Here is a 16,343-nt window from a genome sequence, read left to right on the forward strand (position 1 = left end):
CCGCTCCAACATGCGCCGGGCAAACGGCGCGCCGGGTCGTCGCGCCCTACGCCTTCTTGAACCGCTCCCCCGCCGCCTTCACCAGCACCAGGGGGAGCTTGGCCATCCGGCCGGCCCGCTGGGGCTCCTTTTTCAGCCGGTAGGCCCACTCCAGGCCCAGCCTCTGCCAGGACTCGGGGGCCCGCTCCACCCTCCCGGCGAAGACGTCCAGCGCCCCCCCCAGGCCGATGGCCAGCCGCGCGCCGGTGTGCCTGCCCCACCGGGCCATCCACTTCTCCTGCTTGGGTGCCCCCAGGCAGACGAAGAGCAGGTCGGGCCGGGCGGCGGCCACCTTCAGCAAGGCGGCCTCCTCATCCTGAAAATAGCCGTCCTGGGTGCCGCACAGGGTGATGTTGGGGTGCCGCTCCAGAATGCGCTGCCCCGCCTCCTCGGCCACGCCGGGCTTGGCCCCCAGGAGATAGAGCCGCCCGCCCGTCCTGTTCAGACAGGCCAGCATGTCCGCGGCGAACTCGATGCCGGGCACCCGGCCTTTCAGAGGGGTGCCCTGGAGCTTGGCGGAGTAGACCACCCCGATGCCGTCGGCCAGGACCAGATCGGCCTCGTTGAGGACCTGGCGGAAGGCGGCGTCCTTCTCCGCCGCCAGGATAAACTCCGGATTGGGAGTGACTACATAGTGAAATTTGTCCTCCGCCAGCAGGGCGGAGCCCGCCTGGGCGGCCTCCTCACGGGTCAGGTCGTCAAAGCGGATGCCTAATACTTCTCTTTTCAAATGAACCTCCACGCGCCTGTCAGCGCCCTCGTCTGTCCCTGTTTTGTCCGACAGTTCAATGCTTCCCAGCCGGACAGCCGCTCAAACAGGGACAGGCATACTTTTCCTTATACGCTCTGCCATTCTATCATGGAAGGCCAAAAAAGTCTATGAAAATTCTATGAAGTTTTTTGTAACTACTCTGTAACTTGACTCTCATCTACTTCAAGTGTAGTATAATAATCAACTACATTTGAAGTGGATGTGATCCTATGAAACGGCTTCCCGACACTGAGCTCGAGGTCATGAAGGCCCTGTGGGCCACCGGGCCGGACACCCCCCGGGCCACCCTGGAGGACCGGCTGGCCCCCTTCGGCTGGGCCGCCAACACCATCAACACCTACCTCTCCCGCCTGGTGGACAAGGGTTTCGCCGCCGTCCGCCGGGAGGGCAAAAGCAATCTGTACACCCCCCTGGTAGACCAGGAGACCTATCAGGCCTTCGACAGCCGGGCGGTGCTGGACCGGCTCTACGGCTCCCCCCGGAACTTCGTGGCCGCCCTGGCCCGGGAGGGCTTCGCTCAGGGCGAGCTGGAGGACCTGCGTGCCCTGCTGGACCAGCTGGGCGGAGGGCGTACGGAATGAATCAGATTTTTCTCACCCTGGGGGCTCTCACGTTGGGGGGCTCCGCCGCTGTAATTCTGCTGGCCCTGGCAGGGAAAACCACCTGGGGCCGCTACGGGGCCAGGTGGCGGTGCTGGGCCTGGCTGCTGCTGTGCCTGCGGCTGGCCGTCCCCCTCCCCCTGCTCCCCCACGTGGAGACCAGGGCCCCCATCCAGGTGGACATCCCCAACCCGCCCCCGGCGGTCCAGCCTATGCCGCCCGCCGCTTCCGGCTCGGGGGAGGCGCTCGCGCCCGGAGCGCCGAAAGAACCGCACCAGCCCGGCCACGCCTGGAGCGGCTCCGGCAATATCAAGCATGAGTCTCCCTCCAGGAACCCCATCGACCCCGCCAAGATCCTGCTGGGCGTGTGGCTGGCCGGGGCGGCGGCCATGCTGCTGTGGAACGTCTGGGCCCATCTGCGGTTTTTGTCCTACCTGCGCCGGTGGTCCGCCCCCGTCACCGACGGGGCCGCTATCGCCGCCTTTAACCAGCTGGGGGACCGGCTGGGCCTCCACAAGCGGCCCCGTCTGCTCATGTGCCAGGGGCTGAAGGTGCCCATGCTGGCTGGAATGCTCCGCCCCGCCATCCTCCTGCCCCAGGAGGGGGTGTCCGGCGAGGCCCTGGGCTTCTCCCTGCTCCACGAGCTCACCCACTACCGCCGCCGGGATATCTGGCTCAAGGGTCTGGCCATGTGGGTCAACGCCCTGCACTGGTTTAACCCGTTGGCGTGGTATATGGTCCGGCTGGTGGAGCGGGATATCGAGCTGGCCTGCGACGAGGACGCCCTGCGCTCCCTCCCAAAATCCGACTTCTCCGCCTACGGCCAGACCATCCTGGACGCGGTGGCGAGATTGCAGAGGAAGGCCGATTAAACGCGCAAAAAGGCCCCCGCAAGGGGGAGGCGATGTGTGTAGGGCGCGACGACCCCGGCGCGCCGTTGGAATCAGGCGGTTGTGTAGGGGAGCACATTGTGCGCCCGCCATTAACAGGCCGGGTCCGAAAAAGCGGGCGGACAATGTCCGCCCCTACAGAGGGCTCAAAGCCCTTGTATGCTGCGCATATTTCGGCTTCGCCGAAATACAATCCTCCGTCTGGCCTGCGGCCAGACACCTCCTTTCAAAAAAGGAGGCTTACTACGAAAGGAGTTCTCCCATGAAAGACAAAATGCCCCACACGCCCTTCTCCACCCCTCTTTCCGGGTCGGCCAAAACCACCCAGCTGCGGATTAAAAATATCCTCTCCGGGCCCAAAAAGCAGCCCCCGGTCCTGTTTCTGGCGCTGGTGTTCTCTGTCTGCCTGCTGTGCGGCAATCTGGTGTCCTGCCAGGTGGCTGAGGCGGAGACCGATCCGCCCGATACCTCCCGGACAGAGGACGTCTCCCAGCCGAAAAACCTCTCTCAACCGGAACCGAAAGAGCCTGAGTACCTGCCCGCCTCAGAGCTGAGCTTCGACCTGAACCACAACGGTATTCCGGAGGAGGTGCGTCTGGTGGTGGAGCACCGGCCCAGCGGTTACATCGACGAGGAGGTACAGTTCTGGGAGGGGGAGACGCTCATCGACCGGGAGCAGCCGGGGGTCTGCGTCTACAGCTACACCGGCGGGCAGGACTATATCCTGCGCTGTTATGATGATAACGACTATCCGGGAGTCTACTTCTACAGCTACCATATCGGCAACCTTTCCGGGGAGTTTGAGGAGGTCATCCAGTCCAACAGCGTCCAATTTGACCTGAACTTCAACGCCCCCTTCCACAACGGCTTCGACCCGGCGGCCATCGCCACCTATGTGGAGGAGCTCAACGGCACCACCGAATGCCCCAGCCTTGGGCTGTTCAGCCACGCCTGGCGGCTGGTGGTGCGGGACGGGGAGTTGGTGGCGGAGGAGCCGGAGCTGCCCCTGCCCTGGCTGGACGCTTACCCGGACATCTTTACTCGAAACCCGGACAAATCTTTGGAGGAGAATCTGCGGGACTTCCAGGCGGCCATGACCGCCGCCTATCCCGCGCCGGAGCCTGTGGGGGCGGTGGATACCCTGCCCTTTGATCAGCCCCTCAGTATGATTTTCCTCAGCGGGGCGGGGGCGTGGTGCACCGGGCTGGACCTGAACCCGGACGGCACCTTTACCGGGGACTACCACGACTCCGACGGCTCCATCCAGTATGTCTGCCAGTTCCACGGAAAGCTGGGAGACTTTGTCCAGCTCACCAAGCACTCCTGGTCCCTCACTTTGGAGGAGCTGGTGCTGGACACCAAATACCCCGTGGGCAAGGAGTGGGACGAAGACGGCTTCCACAAAATCTCCAGCGGTCCCAACGGCTTCACCGACGGAGACGGAAACGCCCTCCGGCCCGGCGCGTGGTTTATCCTCTACTCCCCCGAGGCCAGGGGCAACCAGCCGGGCACCGAGCTGTATGGGGCACAGAGCCTCTGGGAGTGGTGCCTATCCCGGCCCGATATCGCCGACGGCGAGCCCCTGGGCTGCTGGGACCTGTACAACCTGACCAGCGGAATCGGATTCTTCTCCGATGATTGACAGAAAGGAAATGGACATGAAAGAGAAAATGCCCCGCACGCCCTTCTCCACCCCTCTGTCCGGGTCGGCCAGGGTGACCGAGCTGCGCATCAAAAATATTATCTCCGGGCCCAAAAAGCGGCCTCCGGCCCTGTTTCTGGCGCTGATATTCGCCGTGTGCATTTTCTGCGGCAATCTGGTGTCCTGCCAGGTGGCCGAGGCGGAAAAAACCTCCCAGCCGGGGAACGTGTCCATTCCGGAGCACCCGCCCGAACTCCGGCAGTCCGCCCTGGCCGCCGACTACCAGCCCCGGAACGATGTGGAGTACGGGCTGCTCCAGGCCCTGTTCCAGTCCGCCGACACACTGCGGCCCTTCCAGGACCCCACCGCCCGGCTGCTGGACTCCATCTGGGGGGAGGACTACATCCTGGGGGCCGCCCTGGTGGAGGACCACCTGGAGAACACCCTGATCCTGGGGGTGATGGACCGGGAGACCCAGGAGCTGGCCTGGTCCACGTTCCACCGCTCGCTGAAGAACGGCGCGGCTAACGTGGTCACCTTCCAGAACTACGACGGCAAGCCCTGCCTGCTGTACACCTTCAACGGCCAGGAGAACGGCCAGTACACCGGCCAGGCGGGGGTGCTCCGCTTTGACGACAGCGAGTATCTGAACTGGATCTGGCCGGTGGAGGGGGACGCGCGCCTTGTGAATGACCCTCCTGAGGGCCCCCGGGGGGCCTTTGAAGAATATGAGGCCTACTGGGACAGCCGGCTTGCCCTGCTGGCCCCTGGCGGGGTGGATGTCTACACCGTCAACCCGGAGTTTGAATGGGGGAAGGACGAGCCCGCCTCCATGTGGCAGCTGGAGACCGACGAGCTGTTCTACTACGACCGGAGCAGCGCCGCAGAGCTGCCCATGCCAGTCTACTTCCAGGCTCTGCAATGGCTGAACGGATACACCCGCGACTCCGGCGGCTGGCGGGTCACCGGCCTGGTCTCCAGCCCGAACAGGTCCCCGTCGGGGCTGGGGGAGGAGTGCTTCACCCTCTGGGCCCAGACCGACGACGGCTCCCAGACCCTCACGGCCGACCTGTTCTTCCCCTTTGAGCCGGTGGGCAGCTCCGCCCGCAGCTATGACAATCTGAGCCGTGTCCAGGTCTGCACGGAGGAAATTTGGCAGCCCGTCCGGCTGGACATCGGCATCACCCCGGAGTGCCTGCTGGACGAGCCCTTCGAGCTGCTCACTGAGGAGGAGACCTCCGCGATAAAAAACCTGGACCCCAGAGACCTGCCCCGGGAAGCGGTGGAGAACCTGTACAACGTCTCCCGCCAGGACTGCTGGCAGGACCTCCTCCTGCCCCTGGCCTATGATGAAGCCTACGACGTCACCCTCTACGGCGTGGTGGGCAAGACGTCCGACGGGGACGACGCCTGGCTGGGGAGCGGGTATCTTCCCTGTTACGGCATTGTCCTGCGGTATCAGAACAGGGCGGAGTATTTTCCCCTGTTCTGGGGCGGCAACGGCAAATATAGCAAAAGCCCCCTCCTGCTGGTGGACGACTTCGACTCCGACGGCAGGCCCGAAGCGGCGGCGGCCCTGTTCTGGGGCTGGGGCACCGGGGCCTGGAGCGAGGCGCTGTACCTCTTTGACCTGGACACCATGACCTATACCCTCCCCGATTACAGCCAGGTCCCCCTGGAGATCACCGTCAGCCCCGACGGGCGCATCGCCCGCCTTGCCAGCGGGGACCAGGAGTTTCTTATGGACATCACCGAGCTGACCGGCTATTTTGACGGCGAGATGGGGGTGGGCAATGTCATCCGCTTCCGCCAGGAGGAGGGAAAACTCTTCTGTGAGCTGGGGGTGGATTTTACCAACAACACCCTGGGCTATATGGCTGAGGCCAGCTTCCCCGTGGTCTATGAGAACGGGGCCTACCGGCTGGGCCCGGCGGTCGCCCTGACCAACAGCTTCCCCGGCTGAGCTGTACCGGCCTCATCCGTCACCACCTTCCCCTAAAGGGGAAGGCTTACCATGAAAGGAGTCCCCCATGAACAAAAACATCCCCCGCACCCCCTTCTCCACCCCTCTGTCCGGGTCGGCCAGGGTGACCGAGCTGCGGATTAAAAATATCCTCACCGGGCCCAAAAAGCGGCCCCCGACCCTCTTCCTGGCGGCAATGTTCGCCGTGTGCCTCCTCTGCGGCAATCTGGTGTCCTGCCAGGTGAAGGAGGCGGACAGCGCAGAGCCGGAGGGGCCGGGCGTGGAGGAGTGGATCAACTACCTCCACAATCCCGAGGACATACCCTGGGACGACAGCATCGAGACCGAGCTGCCCGAGTACCCCGGCGTGACCTTCCGCTGGATGCCGGGGACCCTCTGCGCCGTCATCACCAGCATTGATGAGGTTTCCCCCTTTCAGCTGTTCACCGGGATGCCCATTATGAGTGTGTTCCTCTGCGACATCACCGGGGACGGCCTGCGGGAGCTGTGCGCCGTGACGGCCTACGGGTCCGGGATGATAGACCAGCGGGTGGTGGCATACGACTACGCTGCCCAGGAGGCATATCTGCTCCGCAACCGTGGGATGTTTGACTATGAGCTGTCCCTGGAGGACGGACAGCTCCAGGTCATCAAATACCGATACCTGGCAGGCCCGGAAATGGGACAGCCGCTGGCGGTGGGGCGTCTGGCCATCCAGGAGGGCGCCATCCTGCTGGAGGGTGAGAGGGAATACAAGGCCCTGCGGGTGGCGGAGGAGGTCCCAATCCTCACCGATCATCCCGATCTGGCCTTTCTGCTCATGCGGGAGCACGAGAGCTACCCCTATGAGGCCGACTCCCGTATGTACGCCTGGCTCCTCCTGACTGAGGAGGGAGAGGGCTGCACCCTGGGGCTGGCCAAGGTGGACGGCGGCCCCCACCCGGCGGGGCTGGGCAATCTGATGCTGGGCCTGTGGGACAGGACGGCCCGGGACTGGCGGGGCCCCGTCTATGAGGTGGGGGGCGACGACGGCCTGTTCTCCTCCTGGACAGGGGCGGACGGCTCCCTCCATATCCTGTGCGCCAACACGGTCACCTACCAGGGGGAGGAGAGCTTCTGCGGCGCGGCCCACTTCCGCTTTGACGGCAAGAGGCTGGAGGAGCTGGAGCGCTGGAAGGCCGACAGCCTGGAGGAAAATATCAAGATGGTCCCCGCCCAGGGCGGGATGGATATCTATGCGGAAAATCCCCAGTTTTTCTTACAGCACTACAACCCGGAGTACAACGGTGTCGAACTGCCCGACCAGTGGGTGTATGACCGCTTCGAGCCCGTAGAAAGCTGATTGGACCGCGCCCAAGGCCCCCTTCGCAAAGGGCCGACTCCCCCTATCAGGGGGAGATGGCCGAAGGCCAGAGGGGGTAGGGATGCTCCCGGCGAAGCCGGGTGGGGGTTTTCCTCAATGAATGTCGGGTAATAAGAGAAAACCCTCCGTCATTTGCTTCGCAAATGCCACCTCCCTTTGCGAAGGGAGGCTTAACACGAAAGGAAGTTAACCAATGAACAACATAATCCCCCGCACCCCCTTCTCCACCCCTCTGTCGGGCTCGGCAAGGGTGACCGAGCTGCGGATTAAAAATATCCTCACCGGGCCCAAGAAGCGGCCTCCGGCCCTGTTTCTGGCGGCAATGTTCGCCGTGTGCCTTTTCTGCGGCAATCTGGTGTCCTGCCAGGCGGCGGAGGCGGAACCGCCCCACCCCGACATCCCGGTGGACTGGGAGAATCTGACCGAGCCCGACCTGACCCTGGCCCCGGTGGACTGGGACAGCCTGCCCACCCCCTTCGAGCCGGACGCCCTCTACACCCTGGAGGAAAACGGAAACGTCCTGATTACCAATCTGGGGGACGCCATTGTGGAGTGGAACCGTTCCTCCACCGGAAACTTCCTCTATTTCGCCCAGGACCCAGCCTTCTGCTGTCCCAGCCTGGCGGGCAGGGCGGTGGAGGGCTCCGCCCTGTGGCAGAGCGGAGCCGTCTCAGTGTCTATCAGCGTCAACGACGACCGGCTGGAGGATGGAACCATTGGCGGCTACCACCTCCAATTTGTGGCAGCCTGCAGTGACTGGACCGTCCTGGAGTCGGAGTTCACCTCCGACGTGGGGGACGGGACCCTGGAGCTGTCCAAAAAAGAGATGGTCTATGCCGCCCAGGTCCTGGCCGACCTGATGCGGGAGGCGGAGTGGACCGCCACCGCCGATGTCACCGTCCTGCCCCAACAGCCCGACCTGAACCGCAACGGCGTCCCGGAGGAGCTGCGGCTGTTTGAGCATGAGGGCGCCCAGCGGCTGGATGTCCTGGAAAACGGGACGTCCATCTACTCCGAGGAGGGGGTATTCGCCCACGCAGGCTATAACGCCGTCTTCCTGTGCGTCCTGGAGGGGGAGGACTACCTCCTGTCCTACTCCCCTATCATATATCAATGGGACTGCGGCTACAGCTACCAGCTGTTCACCCTGGAGAACGGGCTCCGGACGGTGGTGCGGGAAAACGGGCTCTCCTTTGACATCAACTTCCAGTGGCCGTCACACCGGGATTTCGACCCGGAGGCCATCGACGCCTTTATAGTGGAGATCAACGAGCTGCTCTCCCACAGCGTCCAGCTGCTGAACACTGACGACGACCTGACGAGAACCTTTGAGAAGGAGGGCCGGCTGGAGGACACCCTGTGGTGGCTGGACGGCTGGGAGCCCATCTTCGTCCGGGACCCGGACAAGACTCTCCTGGAAAACCTGCGGGACTTCCAGAGGTCCATGGAGCGGGCGGCCGGTCAGCCCTGACAGCTCCTCCAAAAATTTCCCCGCTCCCTCTTGCCTTTCGGGCGAAATTCGGTTATACTGGTAGGCAAGAGAGCGGGGCCGGACCCTCCGGCCAATCCCGCCGGGGAATTCCGGCAATACTAAATTTTAGGAGGAACACCATTATGAAAGTAGCAATTTTCGGCGCCGGCACCATGGGCAGCGGCATTGCCCAGGTCTTTGCGGCCAAGGGCCACACCGCCCTGATGTACGCCAGCAGCGTGGCTTCCGCCCAGCGGCACAAGGACAATCTGGACAAGTCTCTCCAGAAGCGGGTGGACAAGGGCAAGATGGACCAGGCCGCCAAGGACGCCCTGATGGCCAACGTGCTGGTGGAGGAGAAGTCCGCGGCTGCCGACGCCGACCTGATCATCGAGTGCGTGAAGGAGGATATGGCTACCAAGAAGGAGCTTCTGGGTGAGCTGGACGCCATGTGCAAGGAGGGCACCATCTTCGCCTCCAACACCTCCTCCCTGTCCATCACCGAGATGGCCCTGGGCCTGAAGCACCCCGTCATCGGCATGCACTTCTTCAACCCCGTGCCCAACATGAAGCTGGTTGAGGTCATCCGTGGGGCCAATACCGACCAGGAGACCTTCGACTTCATCTTCAACCTGTCCAAGGAGATCGGCAAGGAGCCCGTTGAGGTGGCCGAGGCCCCTGGGTTTGTGGTCAACAAGATCCTGATCCCCATGATTAACGAGGCCGCCGATCTGCTGTACACCGGCGTGGCCTCCGCCGAGGGCATCGACACCGCCATGAAGCTGGGCGCCAACCACCCCATGGGCCCCCTGGCTCTGGGCGACCTGGTGGGTCTGGACGTGTGCCAGGCCATCATGGACACCCTGTACAACGAGACCGGCGATCCCAAGTACCGCTGCTCCCTGCTCATCCGCAAGATGGTCCGGGGCGGCCTGCTGGGCCGCAAGACCGGCAAGGGCTTCTACGACTACAGCAAGTAACCAACAGACGAAACCACGGCAGCCTCTCGGCTGCCGCGGTTTTTTATACGCTCTCTTGCAAGATGACCAGGCTGATGACTCCGAAGCAGAGCAGAACGGTCAGCGCGGCCCCCGCAAGACCCCACTTCATCTCCTTCCGGCTCAGGAGAGGCTCCTCTCCGGTGGTGGTGTCCAGATAGACCTCACCCCTCCGCTGCCAGCAGAAGAAATAGTGCTCCAGCTGTTCGCTGACCTCGTCGCCAAAGCGCCAGGTCCCCGCGAAAAAAATCAAAAGCGCCGTGCGGGTGGCCCCCTTGAAAAAGTCTCCAAACATGCCGTACACCGCCACAATATAGGCCGCCATCAGGAGGGTTATCAGGAGCGTGCGCCGGGCCGCCTGGCCCAGGCTGAGAAAGCGGCCGTCCTCCCCCACCAGCTGAATGCACATCAGCTTTTTCCCCAGGGTGGTCCCGGTGCGGTGGAGCAGCAGCGTCTCGGACAGAAGCATCGGGACCAGGGGGACGACGCTCATCCGATACACAGCACCTGCCGACTGGAAGAGCCCCAGGCGGCCCCCGAACACAACAAACAGGTTCCCCAGCGTGAGCCAGACCAGGTAGTCCAGCATCCGCCCGCCGTACCGCCGGAGGGAGAGCCACCGCTTGGGGTCCTGGTCCTCCTCCAGCGCCGCAGCCCCCTCCCCCTGGCCCAGCCGGTCCAGCCAGCGCCCGGCGTCCAGGGTGGCAAAGTCCGCTCCGTCCTCCCGCAGCGCCCGGCACAGCCGGGCGGCCCGGTCCAGCTCCCGCTGTTCCCGGTCCAGTCCCTCCTCCCGCCGGAGCAAGGCGGCCTCCAGGGTCTGGTCCCCACGCTGGAGCTCCCGGATGTCCTCCAGGGAGAAGCCCAGCTGACGCAGCAGCTTCACCTTCAGCAGGATCTCCACATCCCGCCCGGAGTAGTCCCGGTAGCCGTTCTCCCCCCGGGCGGGGGAGAAGAAGCCCTGGTCCTCATAGTAGCGGATGTTGGCCCGGGCCAGCCCGGTGCGGCCCTCCGCCTCTTTGATGGTCATAGCGATCTCCTTTCTGCAATAGACGCGTCAGACAATGTAGGGGCGGATATCATCCGCCCGAATTTTACCGGACCTGTTACCAGCGGGCGGATAATATCCGCCCCTACACCCTCACCCTACACTATCAAGGGGCTTTACAGTCAAGGAAAATTTTTAAAAGGCGGCCCGATTTCTTCGGGCCGCCTTCCTGACGGTTACAGATTGGCTTTCAGGGCGTCTACCCGGTCTGTTTTCTCCCAGGGCAGGTCCAGGTCGTCCCGGCCGAAGTGGCCGTAGGCGGCCAGCTGGCGGTAGATGGGCCTTCTCAGGTCCAGGTCGCGGATGATGGCGGCGGGGCGCAGGTCAAAGACCTTGTCCACCGCCTCCTCCAGCTTGACGTCGGAGACGGTGCCGGTGCCGAAGGTGTCCACCCGGACGGAGACAGGCCGGGCCACGCCGATGGCGTAGGCCAGCTGCACCTGGCAGCGGGAGGCCAGGCCGGCGGCCACGATGTTCTTAGCCACCCAGCGGGCGGCGTAGGCGGCGGAGCGGTCCACCTTGGTGGGGTCCTTGCCGGAGAAGCAGCCGCCGCCGTGGGGGGCGGAGCCGCCATAGGTGTCCACGATGATCTTCCGTCCGGTGAGGCCGGAGTCCCCCTGGGGTCCGCCAATGACGAACCGGCCGGTGGGATTGACATAGATCTTGGTATCCCCGTCCAGCAGGTCGGCGGGGATGATGGGCTTGATGACCAGCTCGATCATGTCCTTCCGGATCTGCTCCAGCTCCACCTCGGGGCCGTGCTGGGTGGACACCACCACCGCCTCGATCCGCTTGGGCTTGTTGTTCTCGTCGTACTCCACAGTGACCTGACTCTTACCGTCGGGCCGCAGATAGCTCACCTTGCCCTCCTTGCGCACCCGGGTAAGCTGCATGGCCAGCTTCTGGGCCAGGGAGATGGGCAGGGGCATCAGCTCGGGGGTCTCGTCGCAGGCGTAGCCGAACATCATGCCCTGGTCGCCGGCGCCGTTGTCCAGGCCGTCGTCCTGACTGCCCTCCTTGGCCTCCAGGCACTTGTCCACACCCAGGGCGATGTCGGCGGACTGCTCGTCGATGGAGACAGCCACCGCGCAGGTGTTGCCGTCGAAGCCGAACTTGGCCCGGTCATAGCCGATGTCGTTCACCACCTGGCGGGCAAGCTTGGGGATGTCCACATAGCAGGAGGTGGTAATCTCTCCCATGACGTGGATCATGCCGGTGCAGGCCGTGGTCTCGCAGGCCACCCGGGCCTGGGGGTCCTTGGCCAGGATGGCGTCCAGCACCGCGTCGGAGATCTGGTCGCAGATTTTGTCGGGATGTCCCTCCGTAACCGATTCGGATGTAAAGAGCCGCTTTGCCATAGTTTTTTCTCCTTTCTTTTTTCGGGAGCGCAAAAAACGCCCCGCCGGTTCAGGCGGAGCGTTTCTATCTGGTTGCACCCTCATCTTTCGATACACTACCGCCGGATTTAGCACCTTGCGCCTTCCGCGCAGGTTGCCGGGCTTCATCGGGCCGTTCCCTCCACCGCTCTTGATAAGGCTATTCAATTGTCGCAGTCTTAATTATAGCAGGGCCGCGCCGTTTGTCAAGGGGTTTCGCTCTGATTTTTCCCGGCCGGGGCCAGGAGTTATTCTGCCCCCTTCGCCACCGCCTCGGCCACCCGGATGCCGTCCACAGCGGCGGAGACAATGCCCCCGGCATACCCCGCCCCCTCGCCGCAGGGGTAGAGGCCCCGGAGGGGGGACTGGAGGCTGTTGTCCCGGAGGACGCGCACCGGAGAGGAGGACCGGGTCTCCACCCCGGTGAGGACGGCGTCCGGAGCGGCAAAGCCCCGGAGCTTCCGGTCCAGCAGGGGCAGAGCCTGGGCCAGGGTGTCCGTCACATAGCCGGGCAGACAGGGCCGCAGGTCCGTCCAGGTGATGCCGGGGCGGTAGGTGGGCGCAACAGCCCCCGCCCCCTCCGAGGGCCGGTTCCGGAGGAAATCCTCCACCCGCTGGGCCGGGGCTTGAAACCCGCCGCCCCCCAGGCGGAAGGCGGAACGCTCCCACTGCTCCTGAAAGCGGACCCCGGCCAGGGGATCATCCCCCGGAAAGTCCTCCGGGCCCACCCCCACCAGCAGACCTCCGTTGATGTTCTCCCCGTCCCGGGCCCGGCGGCTCATGCCGTTGGTGACCAGGCCTCCCCGCTCCGAGGCCGCCGCCACCACCTGCCCTCCCGGGCAGACGCAGAAGGTGAAGGCCGACCGGCCGTCAGGCAGATGACAGGCCAGCTTGTAGTCGGAGGGGGGCAGCTTCTCCCAGAGGGGGCCGTACTGCTGTAGGCTGATACCCCGCTGCCGGTGCTCCAGGCGGACGCCGACGGCAAATTTTTTCTGCTCCATGGGCACCCCCGCCTCCCGGAGCATGGCGAAGGTGTCCCGGGCGGAGTGGCCGGGGGCCAGAATGAGGGCGTCCGCAGCCAGGGAGTACCGCCCCTGGGGGCCCTCCGCCTCAATCCCGGTGAGCGCGCCCCCGGACACCGTCAGGCCGGTGAGCCTGTGGCCGAAGCGCACGTCGCAGCCCAGGGAAATCAGCTCCTGCCGGATGGTCCTTACTACCTCCCGGAGGACGTCGGTGCCGATATGGGGCCGGTGTGAGTACCTCACGTCGGCGGGAGCCCCCGCCTCCACCAGGGCGTCCAGCACGGCGGAGATGCGCCTGTCGTGGGTGCCGGTGGTGAGCTTGCCATCGGAGAAGGTGCCCGCGCCCCCCTCGCCGAACTGGACGTTGGAGCTCTCATCCAAAGCCCCGGTCTCCCAGAAGCGGCCCACATCCAGGGTGCGCCGGTCCACGTCCTGCCCCCGCTCCAGCACCACGCAGGGCAAACCGTTCCGGGCCAGGAACAGGGCGGCGAACAGCCCCGCCGGGCCCATCCCCACCACCACCGGAGGCAGGGAGGAGCGCCGGGAGACCGCCGGAAAGTCGTAGGGCACCCGCTGGGTCAGGGTAATTCCCCGGCCGGGAGCTCTTTTGACCAGGGCCTCCTCGTTGGGCATGGACAGCTCCACCGTATAGACATAGCGGACGCTGCCCTTATCCCGGGCATCGATGGACTGCCGGACGATCTCCAGCTCCCCCAGCGCCCCGGGACGCACCCCCAGGGCCCGGGCCGCCCGTCCGCGCAGCAGGTCGAAGTCCCCGTCCACAGGCAGGGACAGATTTCCGATGCGTATCATAAAAAGCCGCTCCTCATCGTTTTTTCCTATCTTATCACAAAAGCTGAGACGTGAAAAGGCCGAAAACCTCTCCCCGTTTTCGACCTGATTCATGAAAAATTTCACTGATTCGACAAAATATTCTTGTTAAATTTTGCCACTCACCATATCTTGTAGGTAAGACGGGCCAGGCCCCCAAGACCGGGGGACACGTCTTACCGCAAAAATGCGGCAGAGAAAAGATATGGAGGTAAAAGCTATGGCAAGAAAGACAGTGGAGCGCAACATTTCCTATGATGACATCCGGAAAATCTACTATGTCAGCATGGACCTGGGCAAGGACAAGGAGGGCAAGCGGGTCAAGCGCTATCAGACCTACCGCACCCTATACGCCGCCCGGGCCGGCCTGCGGAACTTCCTGCTCCACCGGGAGCAGGAGCTCAACACCCCCAAGCACAGCCTGACTTTGGCCGACTGGCTGGAGAGCTGGATGGACACCATTGTCCGCCCCACCCGGGCGGAGACCACGGTCTACGGCTATCAGAAGATCATCGACAACCACATTCTTCCCGGCCTGGGCCACATCCCCCTGCTGGCCCTGTCCCCCATGGACATCCAGCAGTACTATATCCAGGTCCAGCAGAGCGCCAACCTGTCCTCCAACACCCTGCGCCGCCACCATGACCTGCTCACCTCTGCCCTCCGGTCGGCGGTGCGGCAGGACAAGCTCCTCCACTCCCCCATGGACCGGGTGGAGCCCCCCCGGGCCAAGCAGAAGGAGGCCTCCTACCTGCGGCCCGAGGAGCTCAAGCAGCTGTATACCCTGCTGGAGGGCCACCCTCTGGAGCTGTGCGCTAAGCTGGCGGGCAGCCTGGGAATGCGCCGGGAGGAAATCTGCGGGCTGAAGTGGGACTGCGTGGACTATGAGCGCAGGGTGCTGTGCATCCGGGAGGCCCGCACCGCCTACGGCGCCACCGTGGTCCAGAAGGAGACCAAAACCCGCTCCTCGGTGCGCACCCTGTACATCCCGGATGACGTGGCCCGGCTGCTACAGGATGAGCAGGAGCGCCAGGCCTGGCGGCTGGAGGAGCCCAGCGAGTTCGTGGTGCTGGACCGGAAAAACCTCCCTTACTCCCCCAACGCCCTGTCCCTGGCCTTCACCCGGTTCGTCCGCCAGCACGACCTGCCCCGGGTCACCCTCCATGGCCTGCGCCACTCCTTCGCCACCGTGGCCTCCTTCCAGGGGGTGCCCCTCTTCGATATCGGCAAGGCCCTGGGCCACGCCACCCCCGCCACCACCGGAAAAATCTATACCCACCTGGTGGACCACACCCATGAGGATACTCTGATGAAGGTGTCCGACGCGCTGAAATAAAAGACCCGTATCTCAGGACAATGCTGTCAAGATAAGGCTTCCTCCCCGCCGCCTGTATCCGTGGGCAGCTTGTTGCGTTCCTGCATCCCGCGACAGGGCGGTAAGGCCGGGCGGCTTTTGATAACCGACAGCATGTGACCTAAGAAAAAACACCCACCACCTTTATCTTGAAAAGGTGGCGGGCTTTTTTAGGTGTGGAAAATCCTTAGTTTATTGATATCAGGCCGGGGATTTTTCATGTCTTTCAGTCGCGCCGGCTGCCCAGAAAACGCAGCAGATACAGAAACAGGTTGATGAAGTCCAGATACAGCTGGAGGGCGGCGTTGATGGAGGCCTTGGCCAGCATATCGGGGGAGGCGGAATAATAGAGGTAATAGCGCTTAATCATCTGGGTATCATAGGCGGTGTAGCCCAGGAAGGTGGCGATGCCGATGAGGCAGACCACCCGGTCAAACATCTGCAAGCCGGGGATCAGCATGGACACCAGCCCAAAGACGATCAGGAAGATCAGCCCGGAGAAGAGGATGGGCCGGATGCCGGACAGGTCCCGCTTGGTGAGGAAGCCGTAGGCGGCCAGGGCGCCGAAGTAGACGGCGGTGAGCAGGAAGATAAAAATGAAGCTGGTCATCCGGAACACGTACATATACACCGACAGGGTGATGCCGAACAGGGCGGAAAACACCATAAACAGGGCAACGGAGGCGCCAACCGACATCTTCTCAATGCGGTGGACCATGGTCATCACGATGAGCAGCGTGGCCGCCAGCAGAATCCACTGAAGCGCCGGGATATCCCGGTACAGCACCCAGGTCAGATCGGTGATATAGCCGAAGAAGGCCACCCCGAAGGTAACCAGCAGGCCCAGCATCATCCACAAAAAGGTCTTGGCGGTGTACTGCCCCAGGGTCTCGCCCTGGCTCGCAGAATAGCTGCGGTCAAACTCATAGGGATCAAAGCTCATATAAGACACTCCTTTCACTCCGAACGGTTTCAGGA

At 63.7% G+C, this 16,343-nt stretch carries 13 protein-coding genes and 1 riboswitch; of the genes, 8 read left to right on the plus strand and 5 right to left on the minus strand.

Features of this window, described 5'->3' with window-relative positions:
- Positions 1-46 precede the first annotated feature (46 nt).
- A complete protein-coding gene (locus D1641_RS03325) occupies positions 47-769 on the minus strand; it encodes a WecB/TagA/CpsF family glycosyltransferase (protein ID WP_160662980.1) in 723 nt (240 codons plus the stop codon).
- Between the two features lie 251 nt (positions 770-1,020).
- Here D1641_RS03325 and D1641_RS03330 point away from each other — a divergent pair, with 251 nt between their 5' ends.
- The 7 genes from D1641_RS03330 (at position 1,021) to D1641_RS03360 (ending at position 9,719) form a co-directional block, all read left to right on the plus strand.
- Positions 1,021-1,392 carry a BlaI/MecI/CopY family transcriptional regulator gene (locus D1641_RS03330; protein ID WP_160662981.1) on the plus strand — a complete coding sequence of 124 codons (372 nt, stop codon included), beginning with the start codon at positions 1,021-1,023 and terminating at the stop codon, positions 1,390-1,392.
- The gene (locus D1641_RS03335; RefSeq protein ID WP_160662982.1) at positions 1,389-2,282 is read left to right on the plus strand and encodes a M56 family metallopeptidase; all 894 of its coding nucleotides are present in this window, start codon (positions 1,389-1,391) and stop codon (positions 2,280-2,282) included. Before D1641_RS03330 ends, D1641_RS03335 begins: the two co-directional genes overlap by 4 nt.
- A gap of 280 nt (positions 2,283-2,562) precedes the next feature.
- Complete coding sequence (locus D1641_RS03340; protein ID WP_160662983.1) at positions 2,563-3,942, plus strand: hypothetical protein; 1,380 nt, start codon at positions 2,563-2,565, stop codon at positions 3,940-3,942.
- 16 nt (positions 3,943-3,958) lie between these two features.
- Positions 3,959-5,905, plus strand: coding sequence for a hypothetical protein (locus D1641_RS03345; protein ID WP_160662984.1), 1,947 nt, complete (start codon positions 3,959-3,961; stop codon positions 5,903-5,905).
- 67 nt (positions 5,906-5,972) lie between these two features.
- The gene (locus D1641_RS03350) at positions 5,973-7,247 is read left to right on the plus strand and encodes a hypothetical protein (RefSeq protein WP_160662985.1); all 1,275 of its coding nucleotides are present in this window, start codon (positions 5,973-5,975) and stop codon (positions 7,245-7,247) included.
- Between the two features lie 214 nt (positions 7,248-7,461).
- Positions 7,462-8,739: a hypothetical protein gene (locus D1641_RS03355; RefSeq protein ID WP_160662986.1), complete on the plus strand. Its 1,278-nt coding sequence runs from the start codon at positions 7,462-7,464 to the stop codon at positions 8,737-8,739.
- A gap of 143 nt (positions 8,740-8,882) precedes the next feature.
- Positions 8,883-9,719, plus strand: coding sequence for a 3-hydroxyacyl-CoA dehydrogenase NAD-binding domain-containing protein (locus tag D1641_RS03360; RefSeq protein WP_160662987.1), 837 nt, complete (start codon positions 8,883-8,885; stop codon positions 9,717-9,719).
- Positions 9,720-9,762: 43 nt separating this feature from the next.
- Here D1641_RS03360 and D1641_RS03365 read toward each other — a convergent pair whose 3' ends face one another.
- From D1641_RS03365 to D1641_RS03375, 3 genes are all read right to left on the minus strand, one after another.
- Positions 9,763-10,764, minus strand: a complete 1,002-nt coding sequence (locus D1641_RS03365; protein ID WP_160662988.1) for a MerR family transcriptional regulator — start codon at positions 10,762-10,764, stop codon at positions 9,763-9,765.
- Between the two features lie 194 nt (positions 10,765-10,958).
- On the minus strand, positions 10,959-12,140 hold the full coding sequence (gene metK, locus D1641_RS03370; protein WP_160662989.1) for a methionine adenosyltransferase: 1,182 nt from the start codon (positions 12,138-12,140) through the stop codon (positions 10,959-10,961).
- 77 nt (positions 12,141-12,217) lie between these two features.
- Positions 12,218-12,319, minus strand: a riboswitch (SAM riboswitch).
- Positions 12,320-12,406: 87 nt separating this feature from the next.
- Positions 12,407-13,993 carry an FAD-dependent protein gene (locus D1641_RS03375; RefSeq protein WP_160662990.1) on the minus strand — a complete coding sequence of 529 codons (1,587 nt, stop codon included), beginning with the start codon at positions 13,991-13,993 and terminating at the stop codon, positions 12,407-12,409.
- Positions 13,994-14,231: 238 nt separating this feature from the next.
- Between D1641_RS03375 and D1641_RS03380 the strand changes: the two genes are divergently transcribed.
- Complete coding sequence (locus D1641_RS03380) at positions 14,232-15,347, plus strand: site-specific integrase (RefSeq protein ID WP_160662991.1); 1,116 nt, start codon at positions 14,232-14,234, stop codon at positions 15,345-15,347.
- 244 nt (positions 15,348-15,591) lie between these two features.
- Here the strand turns inward: D1641_RS03380 and D1641_RS03385 are convergent, their stop codons facing one another.
- A complete protein-coding gene (locus D1641_RS03385; RefSeq protein WP_160662992.1) occupies positions 15,592-16,308 on the minus strand; it encodes a Bax inhibitor-1/YccA family protein in 717 nt (238 codons plus the stop codon).
- Positions 16,309-16,343 lie beyond the last annotated feature (35 nt).

Source organism: Colidextribacter sp. OB.20 (assembly GCF_009911595.1).
Lineage (GTDB): Bacteria > Bacillota > Clostridia > Oscillospirales > Oscillospiraceae > Lawsonibacter.

Coding starts and splice junctions, on each gene's coding strand:
- metK (WP_160662989.1), bottom strand. CDS start 12,140: ATGGCAAAGCGGCTCTTTACATCCGAATCGGTTACGGAGGGACATCCC.
- D1641_RS03360 (WP_160662987.1), top strand. CDS start 8,883: ATGAAAGTAGCAATTTTCGGCGCCGGCACCATGGGCAGCGGCATTGCC.
- D1641_RS03350 (WP_160662985.1), top strand. CDS start 5,973: ATGAACAAAAACATCCCCCGCACCCCCTTCTCCACCCCTCTGTCCGGG.
- D1641_RS03365 (WP_160662988.1), bottom strand. CDS start 10,764: ATGACCATCAAAGAGGCGGAGGGCCGCACCGGGCTGGCCCGGGCCAAC.
- D1641_RS03355 (WP_160662986.1), top strand. CDS start 7,462: ATGAACAACATAATCCCCCGCACCCCCTTCTCCACCCCTCTGTCGGGC.
- D1641_RS03375 (WP_160662990.1), bottom strand. CDS start 13,993: ATGATACGCATCGGAAATCTGTCCCTGCCTGTGGACGGGGACTTCGAC.
- D1641_RS03340 (WP_160662983.1), top strand. CDS start 2,563: ATGAAAGACAAAATGCCCCACACGCCCTTCTCCACCCCTCTTTCCGGG.
- D1641_RS03330 (WP_160662981.1), top strand. CDS start 1,021: ATGAAACGGCTTCCCGACACTGAGCTCGAGGTCATGAAGGCCCTGTGG.
- D1641_RS03345 (WP_160662984.1), top strand. CDS start 3,959: ATGAAAGAGAAAATGCCCCGCACGCCCTTCTCCACCCCTCTGTCCGGG.
- D1641_RS03385 (WP_160662992.1), bottom strand. CDS start 16,308: ATGAGCTTTGATCCCTATGAGTTTGACCGCAGCTATTCTGCGAGCCAG.
- D1641_RS03335 (WP_160662982.1), top strand. CDS start 1,389: ATGAATCAGATTTTTCTCACCCTGGGGGCTCTCACGTTGGGGGGCTCC.
- D1641_RS03380 (WP_160662991.1), top strand. CDS start 14,232: ATGGCAAGAAAGACAGTGGAGCGCAACATTTCCTATGATGACATCCGG.